The organism is Rubripirellula obstinata (assembly GCF_001642955.1).
GTDB classification, from domain to species: domain Bacteria; phylum Planctomycetota; class Planctomycetia; order Pirellulales; family Pirellulaceae; genus Rubripirellula; species Rubripirellula obstinata.
The window spans coordinates 1-17,328 of record NZ_LWSK01000049.1; the positions used below are offsets into that span (position 1 = coordinate 1).

A 17,328-nucleotide genomic window follows, 5' to 3' on the forward strand; every position below is an offset into this window, starting at 1 on the left:
CGAGGCGGAGCGTTCCATCGAAGGTCACCAGTACGAAGCGATTCGCCCGACAACTGCAAATCAGCCGTCCAAACACGAACCTTCGCTCAGTCTCCCAGATTACCTATCGTGGCGCAATCGCCCTGGCTTGAGCCCCTGTTCGTCCACCACCTCGTAGCCGGGCAGATTCTCTCGAAGGAATCGTGAGATCAAGTGTTGGAAGAACGCGTTCATGTCAAACAGGAAACCCGGAAGCCGATCCGCCTGAGACCGATCTTCCAACGTGACACCTTGCGAATTGAACAGCAACCGAATGATGGACAAGGCCGGCGCGTAGCTTTCGGTCAGACGGCTGAGCGACCGCTCGGCTTCCGCAAGCCTGGCGGCGTTCAATTGAACCGACGACACGGACTCCTCCGTCAACAACGCGAGTCGTCGAGATTCCCGGCGAAGCATCAAGCCGCTGGCCATCGAACCGGCAAGTTCAAGCCCGGCTCGAAGAACTTGATTCAGTTTCGTGTTCTCGATTCGCGGATAGTGTCGGCACGGCAATGTCGCGGTGAGCAATCCGCCATCACGTGCCAAACGTCCAACGTCGATTCGTCCGCGCGGCGATGAGAGACGTTCGTCACGCGGAACGTACGATCGCCGCAGGCCTCGTGAGATCAACTCCTGGGCTTCGACATTGAGTTGCGCAACCAACAAGTCTTCAAAGCCGCACGGTTCCATGAATTGTGGCGAGTTTGACAATAGACGAAGGTTGCGGAACCCGTAGGCGTAACGTAACAAGTTCAACATCGAAGTCCCCGGAAGCTTGGGCAGGACAGTGATGCTAAGGTTGCCGACTTTCAAACGACCGACGTGGGAAAACGCCTGAACACGCAAGCCATGCCGAAGTTCCGTCAAACGAATCAAACGCGAATCGTGAAGTGTTTGAATCGTCGTTGACGTCGCCTGAGATTCGCCGAGAAAGAACCCCTGCAATGCATCGCAGTTCGTTGGATCAAGCGTTTCCCACTCCGATAGCACGATCCCGCGCTCGTGCCCGCTCATGACAGTTCGTCTTCCGAGTTGTTGTCTTCCTCGTCAACCTCATCGTCACTTTCGGCTTCGGACTCCGATTCATCCGATGAGATCGCCTCGGTGGTCGTCACGATTTCGGGGCACGGCGCGAGCAACGCCTGCACCAAAGCCTCCTCTTGGCCCGCGTCCAACAACGATTGGCGAATTGTCAAATTGACCGTGTCAACCAAATCGGTCCCAAGGATTCTCGCCAGCGTCGCGTAGTCTTCATAGCAATACTCCTCCAGCAACGGAATGATGTCGTCACGAAGCGCACGCCTCAACGACGCGATCTCCTTGATGGGGCTCCCCGATTGCATCAAGTACGAGTGACCGATCTGCAAATTGCGAGCGTCCCGACCGACATGTTCGCGAATACGTGCGTTGAGCGATTCAAACCATGCTCGCAGCGGAATGCCGCTGACCTTGGTGTCTCGCAGCACTTTGCCATCGGGCATCAGTTCAACAAAACCGAACCGTCGACGCAGTGCCGAGTCGAGCAGCGTGATCGAGCGGTCGGCCGTGTTCATCGTGCCGATCAGATACACGTTCTTCGGCACGACAAACGACTCTTGGCTGACCGGCAGCGTGATCGGCTTGCCCCGTTTATCTTTCTCAAGCGTCGTCAACAACTCGCCGAAGATGCGTGGAATGTCACCACGATTAATCTCGTCAACGATCAAGAAGTAGTGTCGATCGGCGTTCGATGCCGCATCATGGCAGAGCTTCTTAAAGATCCCGCTGCGGAGTTCAAACGAAACGTTGCCGCCCGTCGTCGTTGGGCGATAGCCTTCCAGGAAGTCTTCGTAACCGTAGGACGGATGAAAACAGCACATTCGTACCAGCCCTGACGACTCGTTGTCGCCAGTGATCTGCATTTGCTGCTCATCCGATAGCCTGTTGTGTCGTTTTCCGAAGTTCGCAATCGCTGCCAACTCACGCGCGGTTTCAACGGACCAATACGTCTTTCCCGTGCCGGGCGGCCCGTAAACGATGACCTGCGACTTGCGATCCAAGACGGATTGAATCCGGGCCTCGGTCCCGGATAGTCGAATACTGGTCAGCCCGACCGTGGACGGTTCTTCTTCCGATGGCTGCACGACTGGCGTCGTTTTGAGAATTCGCCGCTCAGTCTCGACGATATTTTCGTCGTGCAAACGGATTCGACGGACCGTTGATTGCAGCCCTTCATGCACCGGCATTGACCAGCTTTCAAGGCTAAGCCACTCAACGGAACGCTGGTGACAGCAATCGAATTCGGGTTCGTACTGGTACGTCCCATCAATGCGACCAATGCCAAGAATTTTCGCACCTTCAGCCGCCCAAACGATATCGCCTTCGTTCATGGTTGCGATGAAGTGAACAAGTTCGGATGCGGCTCGTCCTTCGGCTTGCGGTGTCGATGGATACTGCTTCGCCAGCAACGTCTTCAGCTTTTCTTTTGATTCGCGTTTGGCTTCGACCCAAGACAAGTCACCCAAATCATGCCATCCGACTGCGATGCAATTTCGGCTTCGCATCATTTCCCAATGGCTCTCGCTGGGACTCCCCGCGGTGGTTCCGACTCGCCAATAGTTGTGCAGTCGGCCTTGCACATCATTTAGTACGGTCGTGAATTGATTCAGCGGCAGGCCAACTTCAGCCGCCGCCGACACAAATCGCCCCGCGCAAACGTATCGCCCGTCGCCTTCGGGTGGCAATTGCAGCAGTTTCATCAAATGAAAACGCTGCCACTCCGGGCTGTGGTAATCATCCAGCTTTTCTGGGAACAGCAAACTGAAATACTTGTGTCCCCAAGCCAGGCGGCCGACATCCGGCGCGAGTTCGTCCAGTTGATCTTGCAGCTCCGCGTAGTCGTCATCCGTCGCATCGTCAGGTAACTCACTCAGCAACGCCGCGCCCGCCAGCAATTGATCGCGATGCAACCTCGCGATCGCAATCCCTTCCTCCACCGAAATGTCGACTGGCTTGTTTTTCTTGTCACCAGCTTGCCAATGCCCTGTTTCGCTACGCCGAAAGATCCGAAACTTCATCGCGCTCCCACCAGCGATGCTTCCAAAACGCTTCGTGTCGAAATCTTCGTCGCTTTTGAATTCCAACCAATACACAAGGCTGTCCTGATCGCTGTGGTCATGCATGCGATTCAAAAGCTCTTCGCCTTCCAGATCCGACAACACATCCGGCCCAAACCGATCAGCGAAGGTCGCGTACTGCTGACGAAGTATCGCCTCGGTGAACATCTCCCCTTCGTCGATCATCTCGCGGGCACGATCCATGATCTGTTGCCGTTTGGCATCATCCAGCATCGTCACGCCGACCGGTCGCGACACACGGCGAACTTCGCTCATCGTCCGCCCATCCGGGTGTTTCCAATCCTTCCAGCCGTTGGACGTTCGGCCCTGCACCATTGCGGACGCTGCACTCGGCGAATCGAATTCATAGTCACGCATGAATCGGTAGTGACCATCGAACTCTTGCAGCACTCCCTCAGCGAGCAGTCTCTCCCGTTCACGGGGCAAACTGCTAGTCCTCGCCGAGGGCACAATCGCCTTCCGTGCAATCGCCCCCTCGCAGACGACAAAGCCACCCTCGGTTGGATAGCCCGTCGCTTCGGCCTCAGTGGCACGAATTTGGAAACGATTCGTAGGTTCGCTGGTCATAGCCTGGGGCAGCAATTTAAGTAGATGAATGACCGAACGCACCGAGTCTCGATCTATGCCGACGATTCTAGTCGTTGGGCTGTTGGCCGAGTATCAGGGCGCTGCAGGGTTTGGTACCCTGTCGGGGCGACGATTCATGGGGCAGTTTTGAACATGTGGGCCTCTGCAAACAGGGATTCAGTCATGACCAAGCTTTCCGATTACGCGTTGACCGCCGAGGCAGCCGATATCCTCGGGGTTTCGCAGAACACGGTTCGGACCTGGGCGAAGGACGGCAAGATTCCGGTGCATCGCAACCCGGCGAACGGTTACCGGTTGTTCAAACGACGCGACCTGGAACAGTTCCTCAAACGCATCGAACGATCCGCCATCACTACAAGCCCGAAGCGCAAGCGAGTGAACCGCTCTGGCAAACCGAAGTAACACAAACCTGTTCCTTGCTTGCGCTGCGGGCTTTTATTTGAAGACCGAATTAAAATGACGACCACCATCGAAACACTTCAGCCCGGACAGATCGCTCGGATTCGGCAACGAACCTACTTGGTCGAGCAGATCGTCAAACCCAAACGCGTCGCTGACAGCACGCTGGTGAAGTTGTCGTGCGTCGATGACGACAACCAAGGTGCGCCGCTGGAAGTGCTCTGGGAAAAGGAACTCGATCCGCAAGTCTTGACCAGCGAAGCGTGGGAAACGATCGCGGCGAAAGGCTTTGACGAATCGAAGTTGTTCGCTGCGTACTTGAACACGCTGAAATGGAATTGCGTCACATCGACTGACCCGAAACTATTTCAATCGCCGTTCCGTGCCGGCATCCGCTTGGATGCGTACCAGTTAGAGCCGCTGCGGAAGGCCCTCCTGCTTCCACGCGTCAATCTGTTCATCGCCGATGATGTTGGTTTAGGGAAAACGATCGAAGCAGGTCTGATTGCTCGCGAGTTGCTGTTGCGGAAGAAGGTCCGCGAAATCTTCGTTTCGTGCCCGCCGTCGATGTTGTTGCAATGGAAAGAAGAACTCGAATCACGGTTCGGCCTGACCTTTGAGATTCTCGACAAGGAATACATGAAGCGTGTTCGCCGCGAGCGTGGTTTCAGCGTCAATCCGTGGAGCACCCACACCCGATTCCTAATCTCGCATCGGTTGCTGATTGACGAAGCCTACGCCGGCCCACTTCGCGATCACCTTGGCACCTTCCGCAGTGGCTCGTTGTTCATCCTGGACGAAGCCCACCATGCGGCACCATCGAGCGGCCAGAAATACGCGATCGACTCACAGATCACTCGGTCGGTCCGCGACTTGGCTCCGAGGTTCGAGCATCGGCTGTTCTTGTCGGCGACGCCGCATAACGGGCACTCCAACAGTTTCTCGGCACTACTTGAAATCCTTGATCCCCAACGCTTCTGTCGCGGCGTTCCCGTATCGGCCAAGCATCGCGACGAGACGATCGTTCGCCGAATCAAAGAGGACATCCGCGAGATTCAGGGCGGCTTTCCCAAACGTCGTGTCGTCCAAGTCACGATCGACGGGCTGTCCGAAGACGCACCGGAACTGAAGCTCTCGCGCTTGCTCAATGAGTACCGACAAACGCGAGAAGAGCGTTTGAGCAGTGAAACCAAACGGAAGCAGGCCGCCTCCGGCTTGCTCATCACCGGACTGCAGCAACGGTTGCTTTCATCAATCGAGGCGTTCGCCAAGACGCTGAAGGTGCACCGCAAGACCGTCAAGCGGCAATGGGAAAAGCAATACAAGCCCGACGCGCAAGCGAGTGACACGGGGCAATTGGAACTTGCCGCCGAACCACCGCAGTCTTATCGCGTGAAGTCACTCGCTGGCGCTTCGGGATTGTATAGGGCCGACCTCTTATCCGGCAGCGTCGACAGCGATGACGAGCGTGCATCGCTAACCGAAGAAGAGATGGCCAGCGAAGTCGCTTCCCAAGTGGAAGCCGTTTCGGCCAGCACGATGGGACCGACCGACGACGCAAGTTCCAAAGGTCTCTTCGCGCGCGAGCAACAACTGCTCGAAGAGATGACCGACGTCGCCGAACAAGCACGTGGCAAGACCGATGCCCGAACCGAAAAGCTGATCGAGTGGATTCGCGACAACATGTGTCCAGATCTGGGCAAGAAAGATGCCCAGTGGAACGACACCCGTGTTTTGATCTTCACCGAGTACGACGACACCAAGCGATATCTGGTCAGCCGTTTGGAAGCCGCCATCGCCGGCAGCGACCGAGCCGACGCACGAATCAATATCTTTCACGGCCCCACGCCGCCTCCGAAACGGGAGGAGATCAAGCAGGCTTTCAACACGGACCCCAAGAAGCATCCAGTGCGAATTCTGATCGCCACCGATGCCGCACGCGAGGGCCTGAACCTGCAAGCACACTGCAGCAACCTGTTTCACTTTGACGTGCCTTGGAACCCGAGCCGCATGGAGCAACGCAACGGGCGAATCGACCGCAAGCTGCAAGCCAAAGACGAAGTCTTCTGCCATTACTTCGTTTACAAGCAACGTCCGGAAGACCGCATTTTGCAAGTGCTGGTGCGCAAGACCGAAACGATCCGAAAAGAACTCGGCAGTCTGTCGCAAGTCATCGACGCAAAACTCACCAAGTCGATGAGCCTGGGTATTCGTCACGGTTCGATCGACGACATGGAAGCCGAGATTGACTCGACCGACATCGAAGACAACCGCAGGGCCGCGATCGAAGACGAACTCGAAGCGTCTCGGATGCGGCAAACCGAGCTTCGCGAACAGATCGACCGGTTGCGAACGCTACTCGAAAAGTCCCGCAAGAGCATCGGGCTGAGCGACGAACACTTTCAGTCCGCCATTTCGTGCTCGCTCGCGTTGCTTGGCACCGAGACGCTCACGCAATACCAGCCCGAAGCGCAAGCGAGTGAGTCTAAAACCGAAGCGCAAGCGAGAGGACAAGGCGCGGAGTCACTCGCTGGCGCTTCGGGCTTGTATGTGCCCGGAAACGTCACCGCTTACCAATTTCCAGCCATCGACGAACGTTCTGGTGCCGACCCAACCTGGGCCGAAACGATGGACACGTTGCGGGTTCCTCGAAAGCGAGATCAGAAATTGTGGGAGTGGCGACGATCCTCGCCCATCCGGCCGGTCATCTTTGAAGACCCTGGCGTCGTCGGCGACGATCTCGTCCATTTGCATCTTGAACAACGCGTCGTCCAACGGCTGCTCGGCCGGTTCACCGCGCAAGGGTTCGTCCATCACGATCTGTCGCGAGCTTGCTTCGCACAGGCCACCGACTCAATTCCCCGCGTCGTCTTACTCGGTCGGTTGGCCCTTTACGGCGAAGGGGCCGCGAGGTTGCACGAAGAGTTGATTCCCGTCACCGCACGCTGGTCCGACCCCGCCATTCGCAGAGGACCGCTTTCGCCCTACGCCAAAGACGCGGAGGCAAAAACGATGGGCCTGCTGGACGATTCGCTGCTCGGTGCCGGCGGAATCAAGCTGACACCCGAAGTCGTCGAACAACTTCAACAGTCCGCAGCCGGCGATATTCACGAATTACTACCGCATCTAGAAACACGCGGCGAAGAATACGCCGCCGATGCCGAAAGAAAGCTTGCCGCCCGAGGAACCGCGGAAGCCAAAGCAATGCGAGAGATTTTGGAAACGCAACGCAAACACATCTCGGACACGATCAAGCGAATCTCCAAGCTCGATCCGAATCAAATGCGATTCGACTTTGGTGAAATCGACGATGAACTACTGCAGCTCGATGCCAACAAACGCTACTGGGCCAAACGCCTGGAAGAATTGCGTGACGAACTCAAGACCGAGCCTGACCGCATCGCGAGCATCTACGACGTTCAAGCCAAACGCATCGAACCGGTTGGTCTCGTCTACCTCTGGCCGGTGACGGGGTAACGAACCATGGCAAAAACACCTGAAGAACTCGCGCACATTGAATGGCTCGGATACGTCCAGCCCATCGGTCTTGTCGTTTCCATTCCGGCGATGCTGGAGGCCCAGTGTTACGTCAACAAGAACATCATGGGCGAACATGCCCGGTTCTTGGAATGTTTGGCGCAAGACGATGCCGGGGTCACGCGGCCCGAACTTCGCGATCTGCGTGAGTTCGTCCAAGCCGTACTGGGTTGGGAAGCCGAAGACCTCGTGGATGTGCCCCCCCGCCAAGTGCTCGGTGGCGACATGGGCCGGTTGGAAGTCGTCCTGCCGCAGTACAATGAAACGCTGCGACCGACGCATGCCGTTCCCGTCTTCCGTCCGGAGGAAGATCAAAACCCGTGGCAGTTGTTGATCCAAGAACTGTCGACCGGAACCGACCTCGATGATGCCGGTGAAGCCGATAGCAGTCGCCATTGGAACGCGTCGCCGCAGGCCAAATTCGAGCGACTGCTGCGCGAGACCGAAGTGCCGATCGGCTTGCTGTCCAACGGTCGCTCCCTGCGACTGGTTTATTCGCCTCGTGGAGAAACCAGCGGCTACGCGACGTTCAACGTCGACGAAATGTCGCAAGTCGCCGGCCGGCCGATGTTCGCTGCCCTGCACATGCTGCTGTCCGCCGAACGCATGTTCTCGATGGGCGACAACCAGCGATTGCCCGCGATCCTGGCCAACAGTCGCAAGTACCAAAACACCGTCTCGACGGAATTGGCCGAGCAAGTATTGGCGGCGCTCTACGAATTGATGCGAGGCTTCCAAGCTGCCAACGACGTTCGCGGTGGCGAATTGCTCTCCGGCGTGCTCGCCCGCGATCCCAACCAAGTCTATTCCGGTCTGCTGACCGTGCTGATGCGGTTGGTGTTCATCCTGTACGCCGAAGACCGTGACTTGCTGTCCAGCGATCCGGTCTACAGCAACCACTACAGCGTCACCGGTCTATTCGATCGACTGCGAGAAGACGATGGGCGGTTTCCGGACACGATGGATCAGCGATTCGGGGCCTGGAGTCAACTCGTCACGCTGTTTCGTCTGGTTTATGAAGGCGGCCAGCACAGCGAATTCAAATTGCCGGCCCGCAAAGGCTACCTGTTCGACCCCGACCGCTATCCATTCCTGGAGGGGCGAAGTGGGATAGGCTTCCAGCCTGTCGATACGAATGACAGGCAAGATGCCCATCCTACCGTTCCGCGTGTCTCCGACGGCGTCGTTTTCCGGGTATTGAAGAATCTACTCATCCTCGACGGCGAACGGCTCAGCTACCGAACTCTCGACGTTGAACAAATCGGCAGCGTTTATGAAACCGTGATGGGATTCAACTTGCAGGTCGCCGCCGGCAAGTCGATCGCGATCAAGCCTGTCAAATCGCACGGTGCCCCGGCGACCATCAACCTGGACGAGCTGCTCGAAACGCCCGGCAAGGACCGAGCTAAGTGGCTCAAGGAGAACGCGGACCAGAAAGTCGGCACCGCCGATGCGAAGCTTCTGAAGGCCGCAACCAACCTCGAAGAGCTGCTGACCGCGCTCGACAAAAAGATCGCCAAGAAAGTTACACCGCGAGTCGTCCCGGCCGGCGCGATCGTGTTGCAACCGTCCGACGAACGACGTCGCAGCGGATCGCACTACACGCCGCGATCCCTGACCGAACCGATCGTCCGCACGACGCTCGAACCGATCTTGAAACAGTTGTGCGATCCCGAGGCACCCGAACCGGCGGTCTACTCGCCCAGCAAAGAAGACAAGAAACGCTACACCCAGGGCGAACTCGATGCCCGCGTACGGTTGTCGCAGAAAGCCGTCGAGCACGCGCGTTGGGCACGCGAAATTGGCACACCGCATCCGTCACAGATTCTGGATTTGAAAGTCTGCGATCCCGCGATGGGCAGCGGTGCGTTCTTGGTGGAAACCTGTCGCCAGTTGGGCGATGAGTTGATCAAAGCGTGGTACGCGCACGACGCGGTGCCCAGTGACATTCCGCCCGACGAAGACGAAGTGCTGTACGCGCGGCGGTTGGTGGCCCAGCGGTGTTTGTACGGCGTCGACAAAAACTTCATGGCCGTCGACTTGGCCAAGCTCGCGTTGTGGCTGGTCACGCTGGCGCGGGATCATGCGTTTACGTTCTTGGATCATGCGCTGCGTCACGGCGATTCGCTGGTCGGATTGTCGCGAGAACAGATCATCGGCTTCCACTGGGAACCGAAGAAGCAGAAGAAGTTTGGCGAAGACTTGATTCAGCGTCGGCTGGACCGAGCGACCGAAGCCCGCGCCAAGATCCTCAACGCCCGCGAAGACGTCGCCTACCGCGACCAAGAGCAAAAGATGGCATTGGCCGAAGAAGCCCTCAGCGGCATCCGCTTGCTCGGAGACGCCTGCGTCAGTGCCTTCTTCGCCGGCAAGAAAAAGAAGGAGCGAGAAGACCGAGTCATGCAGCTCTTTGGCATCGCCAGTGCTTACCTGGAAAAGCTCAAAGACAAGCAAATGGACTTCGAGCTTCACATGGGCCTGCAAGCTGCCGCCGATTCCATGCTCGAAGGCGACCACCCGATCCCCGCGTTTCATTGGGAGATTGAATTTCCTGAAGTGTTTGCGAGAGAGTATGGCGGATTCGATGCGTTTGTCGGCAACCCGCCATTTGCGGGTAAAAACACCATGATAAACTCGAGTCGCGCGGGGTACTTGGAATGGTTGCAGGCCATTCACAAAGATTCTCATGGCAACGCCGACCTAGTTGCACACTTTTTCAGAAAGACCTTCGGGTTGCTTCGGCTACAGGGCAATCTCGGGCTTGTCGCAACGAATACCATTGGTCAAGGCGATACACGTGCGACGGGTTTACAGTCGATTTGCGAAGCAGATGGCGAAGTATACTCGGCAACTCGACGATACAAATGGCCCGGTGTTGCGGAAGTTATCGTAAGTATTGTCCATATCCACAGAGGACGATGGCTCGGTGGAAGGGCATTGGATGGGCGAGCCGTAAATGAGATAAGTGCTTTCCTGTTCCATCAAGGCGGACATTCGGCGCCTTCAATCCTTTCGCGTAATGCGGGCAAAAGCTTTGTCGGAGTCTTCGTTTTGGGAATGGGATTTACGTTTGATGACTCAGATCGCAAAGGTGTTGCGAGTTCGATTGAAGAAATGGACGCGGTTCTGGCGGCAAATCCATCAAGTTCCGAGCGTATCTTCCCATACATAGGCGGCGAAGAGGTAAACACAAGCCCAACTCACTCGCACCATCGCTACATAATACATTTTGGAGAGATGGCGGAAGAGGAGGCTCGCCTGTGGCCTGAACTGTTTGCGATAGTAGAGGAACGAGTCAAGCCTGATCGGATTCGTCAAAAAGACGCCGGTGCAAAGAAGAAATGGTGGCAGTTCATTCGGCCAAGGCCTGAAATGCACGGAGCCATTCGTGAATTGCCAAGAGTATTAGTTCGCTCGTTAACGAGTAAAAACTTTGGCTTCACGTATCTCCGCAATGAGTACGTTTTCGACCAAACGCTTATCGTCTTCTCTTTAGACGACTACGCATCGTTTTCTTGCCTTTCGTGCCATGTTCACGAGGTATGGGCTTTGTTCTTCGGCGCAACAATGCCCGGAGCGGCAAGGGAGTCACCACGCTACAACATCCGTGATTGCTTTGAGACCTTTCCATTTCCGTTAGAGTGGCAAGCAAGTCAGGAGCTTCGCACCGTTGGCGAAACGTACTTTGAGTTCCGGGCCGCACTGATGCTTGAGAATTCGGAGGGCTTAACCGAAACATATAATCGTTATCACGATCCGATGGAGAGGTCAGCAAAGATACTCACACTTCGTTCAAGGCACGACGAGATGGATCGGGCGGTGTTGCGGGCTTACGGGTGGGACGACTTGGCCGAGACGGCTCGCTGTGAGTTCCTGCTGGACTACGAAGAGGAAGAGGACGACGCTCCGGGGGCGAGTGCGAAAAAGTCCAAAAAGAAAAAGCCCTGGCGTCTCCGCTGGCCCGACGAATTCCGCGACGAAGTCCTCGCCCGACTCCTCGAACTCAACGAACAACGACACAAAGAAGAGTTGCTAGTTGCTAGTTCTCAGTTGTTAGAGAAGAAGGAAGAGAAGGCAAAAAGCAAGAAACGGGCGAAGATCGCGGAAAACGATACGCCTTTGCTGGATGACGAGTGACCTAACGTGTCCAAGCCCAGGGCAACAATGATTACCAGTAGTTCGATTGAGAAAAGGCATGGCAAAACAGTTTTTTAACGAAGCGAAAGACCAATCAGTCGTCAAAACGGCGATCGTGACAAAGTATTTTGATGCTTGGTCGCAAGTGATTCTGCCTTGGGCGGAACGTCGCGATGGTCTGCTTGGATACCTCGACCTCTTCGCCGGCCCCGGTCGTTTTGAGGATGGAACCACATCAACGCCGCTACTGATATTGAGCAAAGCGATCGCCAATCCGCGACTGGCGGATGCGTTGGTGACACGGTTCAATGACGCCAGCGATGAACATAGCAGCAATTTGAAGTCGGAAATTGACAAGCTACCCGGCATTGAATCGTTGAAGTTTCAGCCAGTGGTCTCATGCGATGAAGTCGGCGATCAATTCGTCAAGCAGTTTTCGGAGATGCGTCTGATCCCGACACTCTTCTTTGTTGATCCATTCGGGTACAAGGGGTTGTCGCTTGGACTCATCAATTCAGTCTTGAAAGACTGGGGATGCGACTGCATCTTTTTCTTCAACTACAACCGCATCAACATGGGGTTGTCGAACGACGCCGTCAGCGACCACATGGCCGGATTATTTGGCAATGGAAGAGCGGCTTCGTTGCGTGGTGAATTGGACGGGTTGTCGCCGGAAGATCGGGAGCTAGCTGTTGTCGAAGCACTGGCTGAAGAACTCAATCTCGATGGAAAGCGGTTTGTGTTGCCGTTTCGGTTTCGGCACTCGTCTGGAACTCGAACGAGTCATCATCTGATTTTCGTTTCCAAGAATATTCGCGGTTACGAAATCATGAAATCGGTGATGGCCAAAGAGAGTAGCAATCACGATCAAGGCGTTGCGAGCTTTGAATACAACCGGTCGTTTCGGGATCAGGGACTTCTTTTTGAACTTTCACGCCCCTTGGATGATCTTCAAATTCTGCTTTGCGATCGTTTCGCCGGTCAATCCTTGACTCGTCGTCAAATGTTCGATCAGTCGCACGTTGGGACCCCTTTCGTGCCCGCCAACTACCTGTCGGCTCTATTGCAGCTTGAATTGCTAGGCCGCATTTCGGTTGAGCCACCAGTCGACAAAAGACGTAAAAATACAATGAGCGAGAACAAAGCAATAATCACTTTTCCAAAGAAGGGTTGAGGCTATGGCACAATCATCAATCGAATGGACTGACTCAACTTGGAATCCAGTAACAGGCTGTACAAAGATTAGCGAAGGATGTCGGTTCTGTTACGCAGAGCGTATGTCGCGACGTCTGCTGGCGATGGGGCAGGCGAACTATGCCAACGGTTTCAAATTGACGTTGCAGGAGGGAATGCTTGACCGTCCGCTTTCCTGGAAAAAGCCGCGATTGATTTTCGTCAATTCAATGAGCGACTTGTTCCACAAGGATGTCCCGCTCGAATTTATTCAACGGGTGTTTGAGGTGATGCGACGATCCCATTGGCATGAGTTTCAAGTTTTGACAAAGCGTAGTGAACGCATCGCCGAATTGTCGAAGGATCTGGATTGGCCTGACAACGTTTGGATGGGTGTGAGTGTCGAGGATCATCGCGTCGTCCATCGAATCGACGACCTCCGAAACACAGCGGCAAAAACAAAGTTCCTGTCTGTTGAACCACTGATCGGCTGCCTTGGCAAATTTGACCTTCGCGGCATTGATTGGGTGATCGCCGGTGGTGAGTCCGGTCCAGGGTCACGGCCGATGGAACCGGACTGGGTGGTGAAAGTTCGCGACCGATGCCTTGAACAAAGGGTCCCTTTCTTCTTCAAGCAGTGGGGCGGAGTCAATAAAAAGAAGACAGGGCGAGTGCTTAAAGGCAGAACATGGGACGAGATGCCCCATCGGTTTGCGAAAACAGCGGTAGGGAAAGCAGCAACGTCTTCTGGAAGCTAGAATCCACAAACAGTCACAATTGTCGGAAACCAGCCGATTTGTCGAATCCACGACAGCCCACGGGAAGGCGAAATGGAGATGCCGTTGTTTAAACGCCTATTCGACGTCGCCGTTTATCTCGAAAGCGTCTTCGGAAAATCTACACCCGCGTTCCAATACATCGTCACCACGACCAAAGCCCCACCCAGTTTCTGCACCGAAAACGAACCCCACACCCGCCTCATCCTGCACGGCCGTGAGGATGCCGGGCGGTTGCTGAAGCTGACCTTTTAGTTTTTTTCCAACTCGGGAGCAAACTCGATCTTCTGCCGGGTGGGCAGAAACGACGCAAACGCCGACAATGCCACGTACCTTGCAAGGTCTTCTTTGCAGCCAACAACGAATGAAAATACTATGACTGTCAAAACTAAGAACGAAGACGATGTCGAAGGACTCGATGAGAACGTTGATAGCGGACTGGGAGACTATCCGATCGACACGATGATGATTCGGAAAGAGACCCGAACTATCTTTGATGTCGTACGCCGAATCCAAAACGGCGGATTTGTCTTGGATCCTGATTTCCAGCGGGAATTTGTCTGGAATGCAGAGCGTCAGAGTCGCCTCATTGAGTCTGTCATCATGCGAATCCCGCTACCTGTATTCTATCTCGCCGAAGACCTCGAGGGCCGAACAATCGTCGTCGATGGATTGCAGCGTTTGACCACTTTCCAGCGCTTCTTTGACAACAGCTTTGCGTTGGAGCTCGGACATCAGGCGTCACTCAACGGGAAGACTTTTCAGGAGCTACCACCGAAGTTGCAGAATCGCGTTGAGGATTGCAATCTCGAGCTGTACATCATCGACGCGCAGGTTCCCGAACGAGCGAAGCTAGATATTTTTGAGCGTGTGAACAGCGGAGAGCCCCTGACGCGTCAGCAAATGCGAAACTGCATTTACACCGGTCCGGCCAGTCGTTGGCTGAGAGATGAAGTCGAAAAGCCACTTTTCATCGAGGCAACAGGCAAAAGCCTCCGCCAGAAAACAATGCGAGACCGGGAGTTCGCAAACCGTTTCTGTGCTTTTTATCTACTCGGACCTGACGAGTACCGGAAAAGTGACATGGACGACTTCCTTGCCCGGTCTCTGACAAAAATGAACAAGATGTCGGAATCGGAGCTTGAAGCTCTTTCAGAGGCGTTCCGGACTGGCCTCCAGAACAACCTTAATCTTTTTGGTAACCACGCGTTCCGCAAGCACATTCCGGACCAGGACCGACGCAGCGTCGTGAACGCGTCACTCTGGGATGTCATGTCGACAGGTCTCGCCCGATTCAGTGAAGCCGATGTCTCTAAGAGAGAAGCAATATTCAAGAACGCTTTTTACGCTCTGCTCGAAAATCATGAATTCATTGATTCGATAACCTATAGCGTGAATAGCACGAACAAGGTTCAGCGACGTTTTGAACTGGCCGGTGAGATGTTCTCGGAGGTGTTTGATGTTGCGTGAAATTGAACTGGGTTTCTTTAAGTGCTTTGAAAGGATTGCGCTTCCGTTGGCTCCGTTGACGGTGCTCACTGGAACCAATGCATCTGGCAAATCCTCCGTCTTTCAAGCATTGGTATTGCTTCGCCAAACCATGGTGATTGACGAGTGGTCCAAGCGACTCTACCTGAATGGCCCTGACCTTGAACTTGGAACGGTTGCCGATGTCATTGACAAAGTGAACGGAAGATACGAATTTGAACTCGGTGTCAACACCACTGACGAAATGTTGCATTGGCATTTTGCGGCAGGAAAAAGCAGAGATGACTTCTCGATCGATGTCGGCACCGTCAGGGTGAATAAGGACATCTTTGGCGGTGAGGCAATCGCCAAGAAGCGTCTTCAAAATTTGGTTCCGGAGGAATCTGAGGCGACGCTTCTAACGAAAGTTCTGCGGGGATTGACCTATCTAACTGCGGAACGAACAGGGCCGAGGCCAACCTACGAATTGCGAGATAATGAAGTCGCAAAGGTTGTTGGGCCAAGAGGCGACAACGCGATTGGCATTTTGCATCAGAATCGGACGTCGAAGGTTGAGGAGTCACTGGTCATATCACCAAAACCGAACAATTTGCTAACGCAGGTTGGGAATCGAATGAATCGCCTGTTTCCTGGTGCATCGATCGACGTCCAGAAAGTCCCACGAACGAACTTTGTAACCCTCGGCGTTCGGACATCAGATTCCACTGATTTTCACAGGCCAACCCATGTCGGATTTGGGCTCACGCAGACGCTGCCAGTGATCGTTGCATGCTTGAATGCTTCGCCAGGCGATCTTCTGTTAATCGAGAACCCAGAAGTTCATCTTCATCCATCTGGACAGGCGATGATGGGTGAATTCCTCGCGTCGGTAAGCGCTGCAGGGGTGCAGGTGCTTGTCGAGACGCACAGTGATCACGTTTTGAACGGAGTCAGACGGGCGGTGAAAGGCGAAAAAACAAAATCTTCAGATGTCGCGATTCACTTTTTCCAGTCACGAGATATTGAAGGCAATCAAGTCACGAGCCCAACGCTCAATCAATCAGGAGAGATCAGCGATTGGCCCGATGGTTTTTTTGACCAGTTCGATAAGGACATGAACTTTTTTGCTGGGTGGGGCGAATGAAATGGACTTTCTTCTCAACGATCGCTCAATACATGGACAATTTTCAACAACTTCGGACTTCGTGGCGTCTGCGGAAGCCACGCTCCAGATTCGGTCCGCGATAAAGAAGTCCGGCGGCGATCTCTATTGCCATCGAAACCTTGCCAATGCCCAAGTGACAAATGATCAGTTCATGTCGAAGGCTGTTCAGGGAATGCGACGTGACGTCAAGCAGATCTGGATGGCTTGGCTCACAAAGGGAGGACCTTTTTGGGATGAAGCTCGCCAGCACAGCGAGGACGAGTGGCTGGAGATAGACACGAAAGAGCTGGTGACCGACACCGCAATCGGTGAAGCGGGCTTTTGTTGTTTGCATGAGTTACCGCGCGAACTGGTAAGCGTTGACCCGTCAGATTGGCTTCGCGATCCGATCGAAGTCATCTGGAAGACATCTGAAACAACCGAACGAAGAGTCAGCGTTCCGAATTACTGGTCCGTTGAGGCAATCGAGCAGCGTTTGGGGGCGATTCAACCAACCTTCAAATCCTGGGAATCTCTTGAAGAGCATCTAAGAACTTCCTGCGCGTCGGTCGCGTTCGCGGATGATTTCATGCGGATGAAAAAGTTTCCGTATGTGAAGAGCGTCGGCGAGTGGATCAGCATTCTCGTTCGAGTATTGGACACGCTTAGCGTGAGTATTGACGACAGCGGAAATCGCACGGATAGGGGGCAAGAAGCCTACGACACCTACTTCACTGGCCACGCTCCCTACTTCACGGACGAGTCAACTTCCAACAAGTCCGCTTATCGTGATGCAATGACGTTTCCGCATCCTACCGAAGCAGGATTGGATCTTTTCTGTACCTGGCACGGAAAAGTTAATTCGCCATCAAGCTTTCCACCGGTACGAATCCATTTTTCCTGGCCCATTAAGAAACGCGGAGACTTATTCATTCCGTACGTGGGCAAGAAGATAACGATGAGCTGAGACTGT

11 protein-coding genes are annotated in these 17,328 nt (G+C 54.7%); 9 read left to right on the plus strand and 2 right to left on the minus strand.

Going from position 1 to position 17,328, the window contains the following annotated elements; genetic code table 11:
- Nucleotides 1–99: 99 nt before the first annotated feature.
- Nucleotides 100–1,032: an McrC family protein gene (locus RC85_RS13405; protein ID WP_068263561.1), complete on the minus strand. Its 933-nt coding sequence runs from the start codon at nucleotides 1,030–1,032 to the stop codon at nucleotides 100–102.
- The gene (locus RC85_RS13410; RefSeq protein ID WP_084422640.1) at nucleotides 1,029–3,701 is read right to left on the minus strand and encodes a DUF4357 domain-containing protein; all 2,673 of its coding nucleotides are present in this window, start codon (nucleotides 3,699–3,701) and stop codon (nucleotides 1,029–1,031) included. Before RC85_RS13410 ends, RC85_RS13405 begins: the two co-directional genes overlap by 4 nt.
- A gap of 183 nt (nucleotides 3,702–3,884) precedes the next feature.
- Between RC85_RS13410 and RC85_RS13415 the strand changes: the two genes are divergently transcribed.
- The 9 genes from RC85_RS13415 (at nucleotide 3,885) to RC85_RS13455 (ending at nucleotide 17,322) form a co-directional block, all read left to right on the plus strand.
- Nucleotides 3,885–4,124: a MerR family transcriptional regulator gene (locus RC85_RS13415; protein WP_068263563.1), complete on the plus strand. Its 240-nt coding sequence runs from the start codon at nucleotides 3,885–3,887 to the stop codon at nucleotides 4,122–4,124.
- 54 nt (nucleotides 4,125–4,178) lie between these two features.
- Nucleotides 4,179–7,598, plus strand: a complete 3,420-nt coding sequence (gene drmD, locus RC85_RS13420; RefSeq protein ID WP_068263566.1) for a DISARM system SNF2-like helicase DrmD — start codon at nucleotides 4,179–4,181, stop codon at nucleotides 7,596–7,598.
- A 6-nt stretch (nucleotides 7,599–7,604) separates the two neighbouring features.
- Nucleotides 7,605–11,795: an Eco57I restriction-modification methylase domain-containing protein gene (locus RC85_RS13425; protein WP_068263568.1), complete on the plus strand. Its 4,191-nt coding sequence runs from the start codon at nucleotides 7,605–7,607 to the stop codon at nucleotides 11,793–11,795.
- 58 nt (nucleotides 11,796–11,853) lie between these two features.
- The gene (locus tag RC85_RS13430) at nucleotides 11,854–12,969 is read left to right on the plus strand and encodes a three-Cys-motif partner protein TcmP (protein ID WP_068263570.1); all 1,116 of its coding nucleotides are present in this window, start codon (nucleotides 11,854–11,856) and stop codon (nucleotides 12,967–12,969) included.
- 4 nt (nucleotides 12,970–12,973) lie between these two features.
- Complete coding sequence (locus tag RC85_RS13435; protein ID WP_068263571.1) at nucleotides 12,974–13,726, plus strand: DUF5131 family protein; 753 nt, start codon at nucleotides 12,974–12,976, stop codon at nucleotides 13,724–13,726.
- Nucleotides 13,727–13,804: 78 nt separating this feature from the next.
- The gene (locus RC85_RS13440; protein WP_149752557.1) at nucleotides 13,805–13,999 is read left to right on the plus strand and encodes a hypothetical protein; all 195 of its coding nucleotides are present in this window, start codon (nucleotides 13,805–13,807) and stop codon (nucleotides 13,997–13,999) included.
- 207 nt (nucleotides 14,000–14,206) lie between these two features.
- Nucleotides 14,207–15,214 (plus strand): DUF262 domain-containing protein, encoded by a 1,008-nt coding sequence (locus RC85_RS13445; RefSeq protein ID WP_202907969.1) that lies wholly within the window; start codon nucleotides 14,207–14,209, stop codon nucleotides 15,212–15,214.
- Nucleotides 15,204–16,355 (plus strand): AAA family ATPase, encoded by a 1,152-nt coding sequence (locus RC85_RS13450; protein ID WP_068263574.1) that lies wholly within the window; start codon nucleotides 15,204–15,206, stop codon nucleotides 16,353–16,355. The genes RC85_RS13445 and RC85_RS13450 overlap by 11 nt, the downstream gene beginning before the upstream one ends.
- 172 nt (nucleotides 16,356–16,527) lie before the next feature.
- A complete protein-coding gene (locus RC85_RS13455; RefSeq protein ID WP_157593928.1) occupies nucleotides 16,528–17,322 on the plus strand; it encodes a hypothetical protein in 795 nt (264 codons plus the stop codon).
- Nucleotides 17,323–17,328 lie beyond the last annotated feature (6 nt).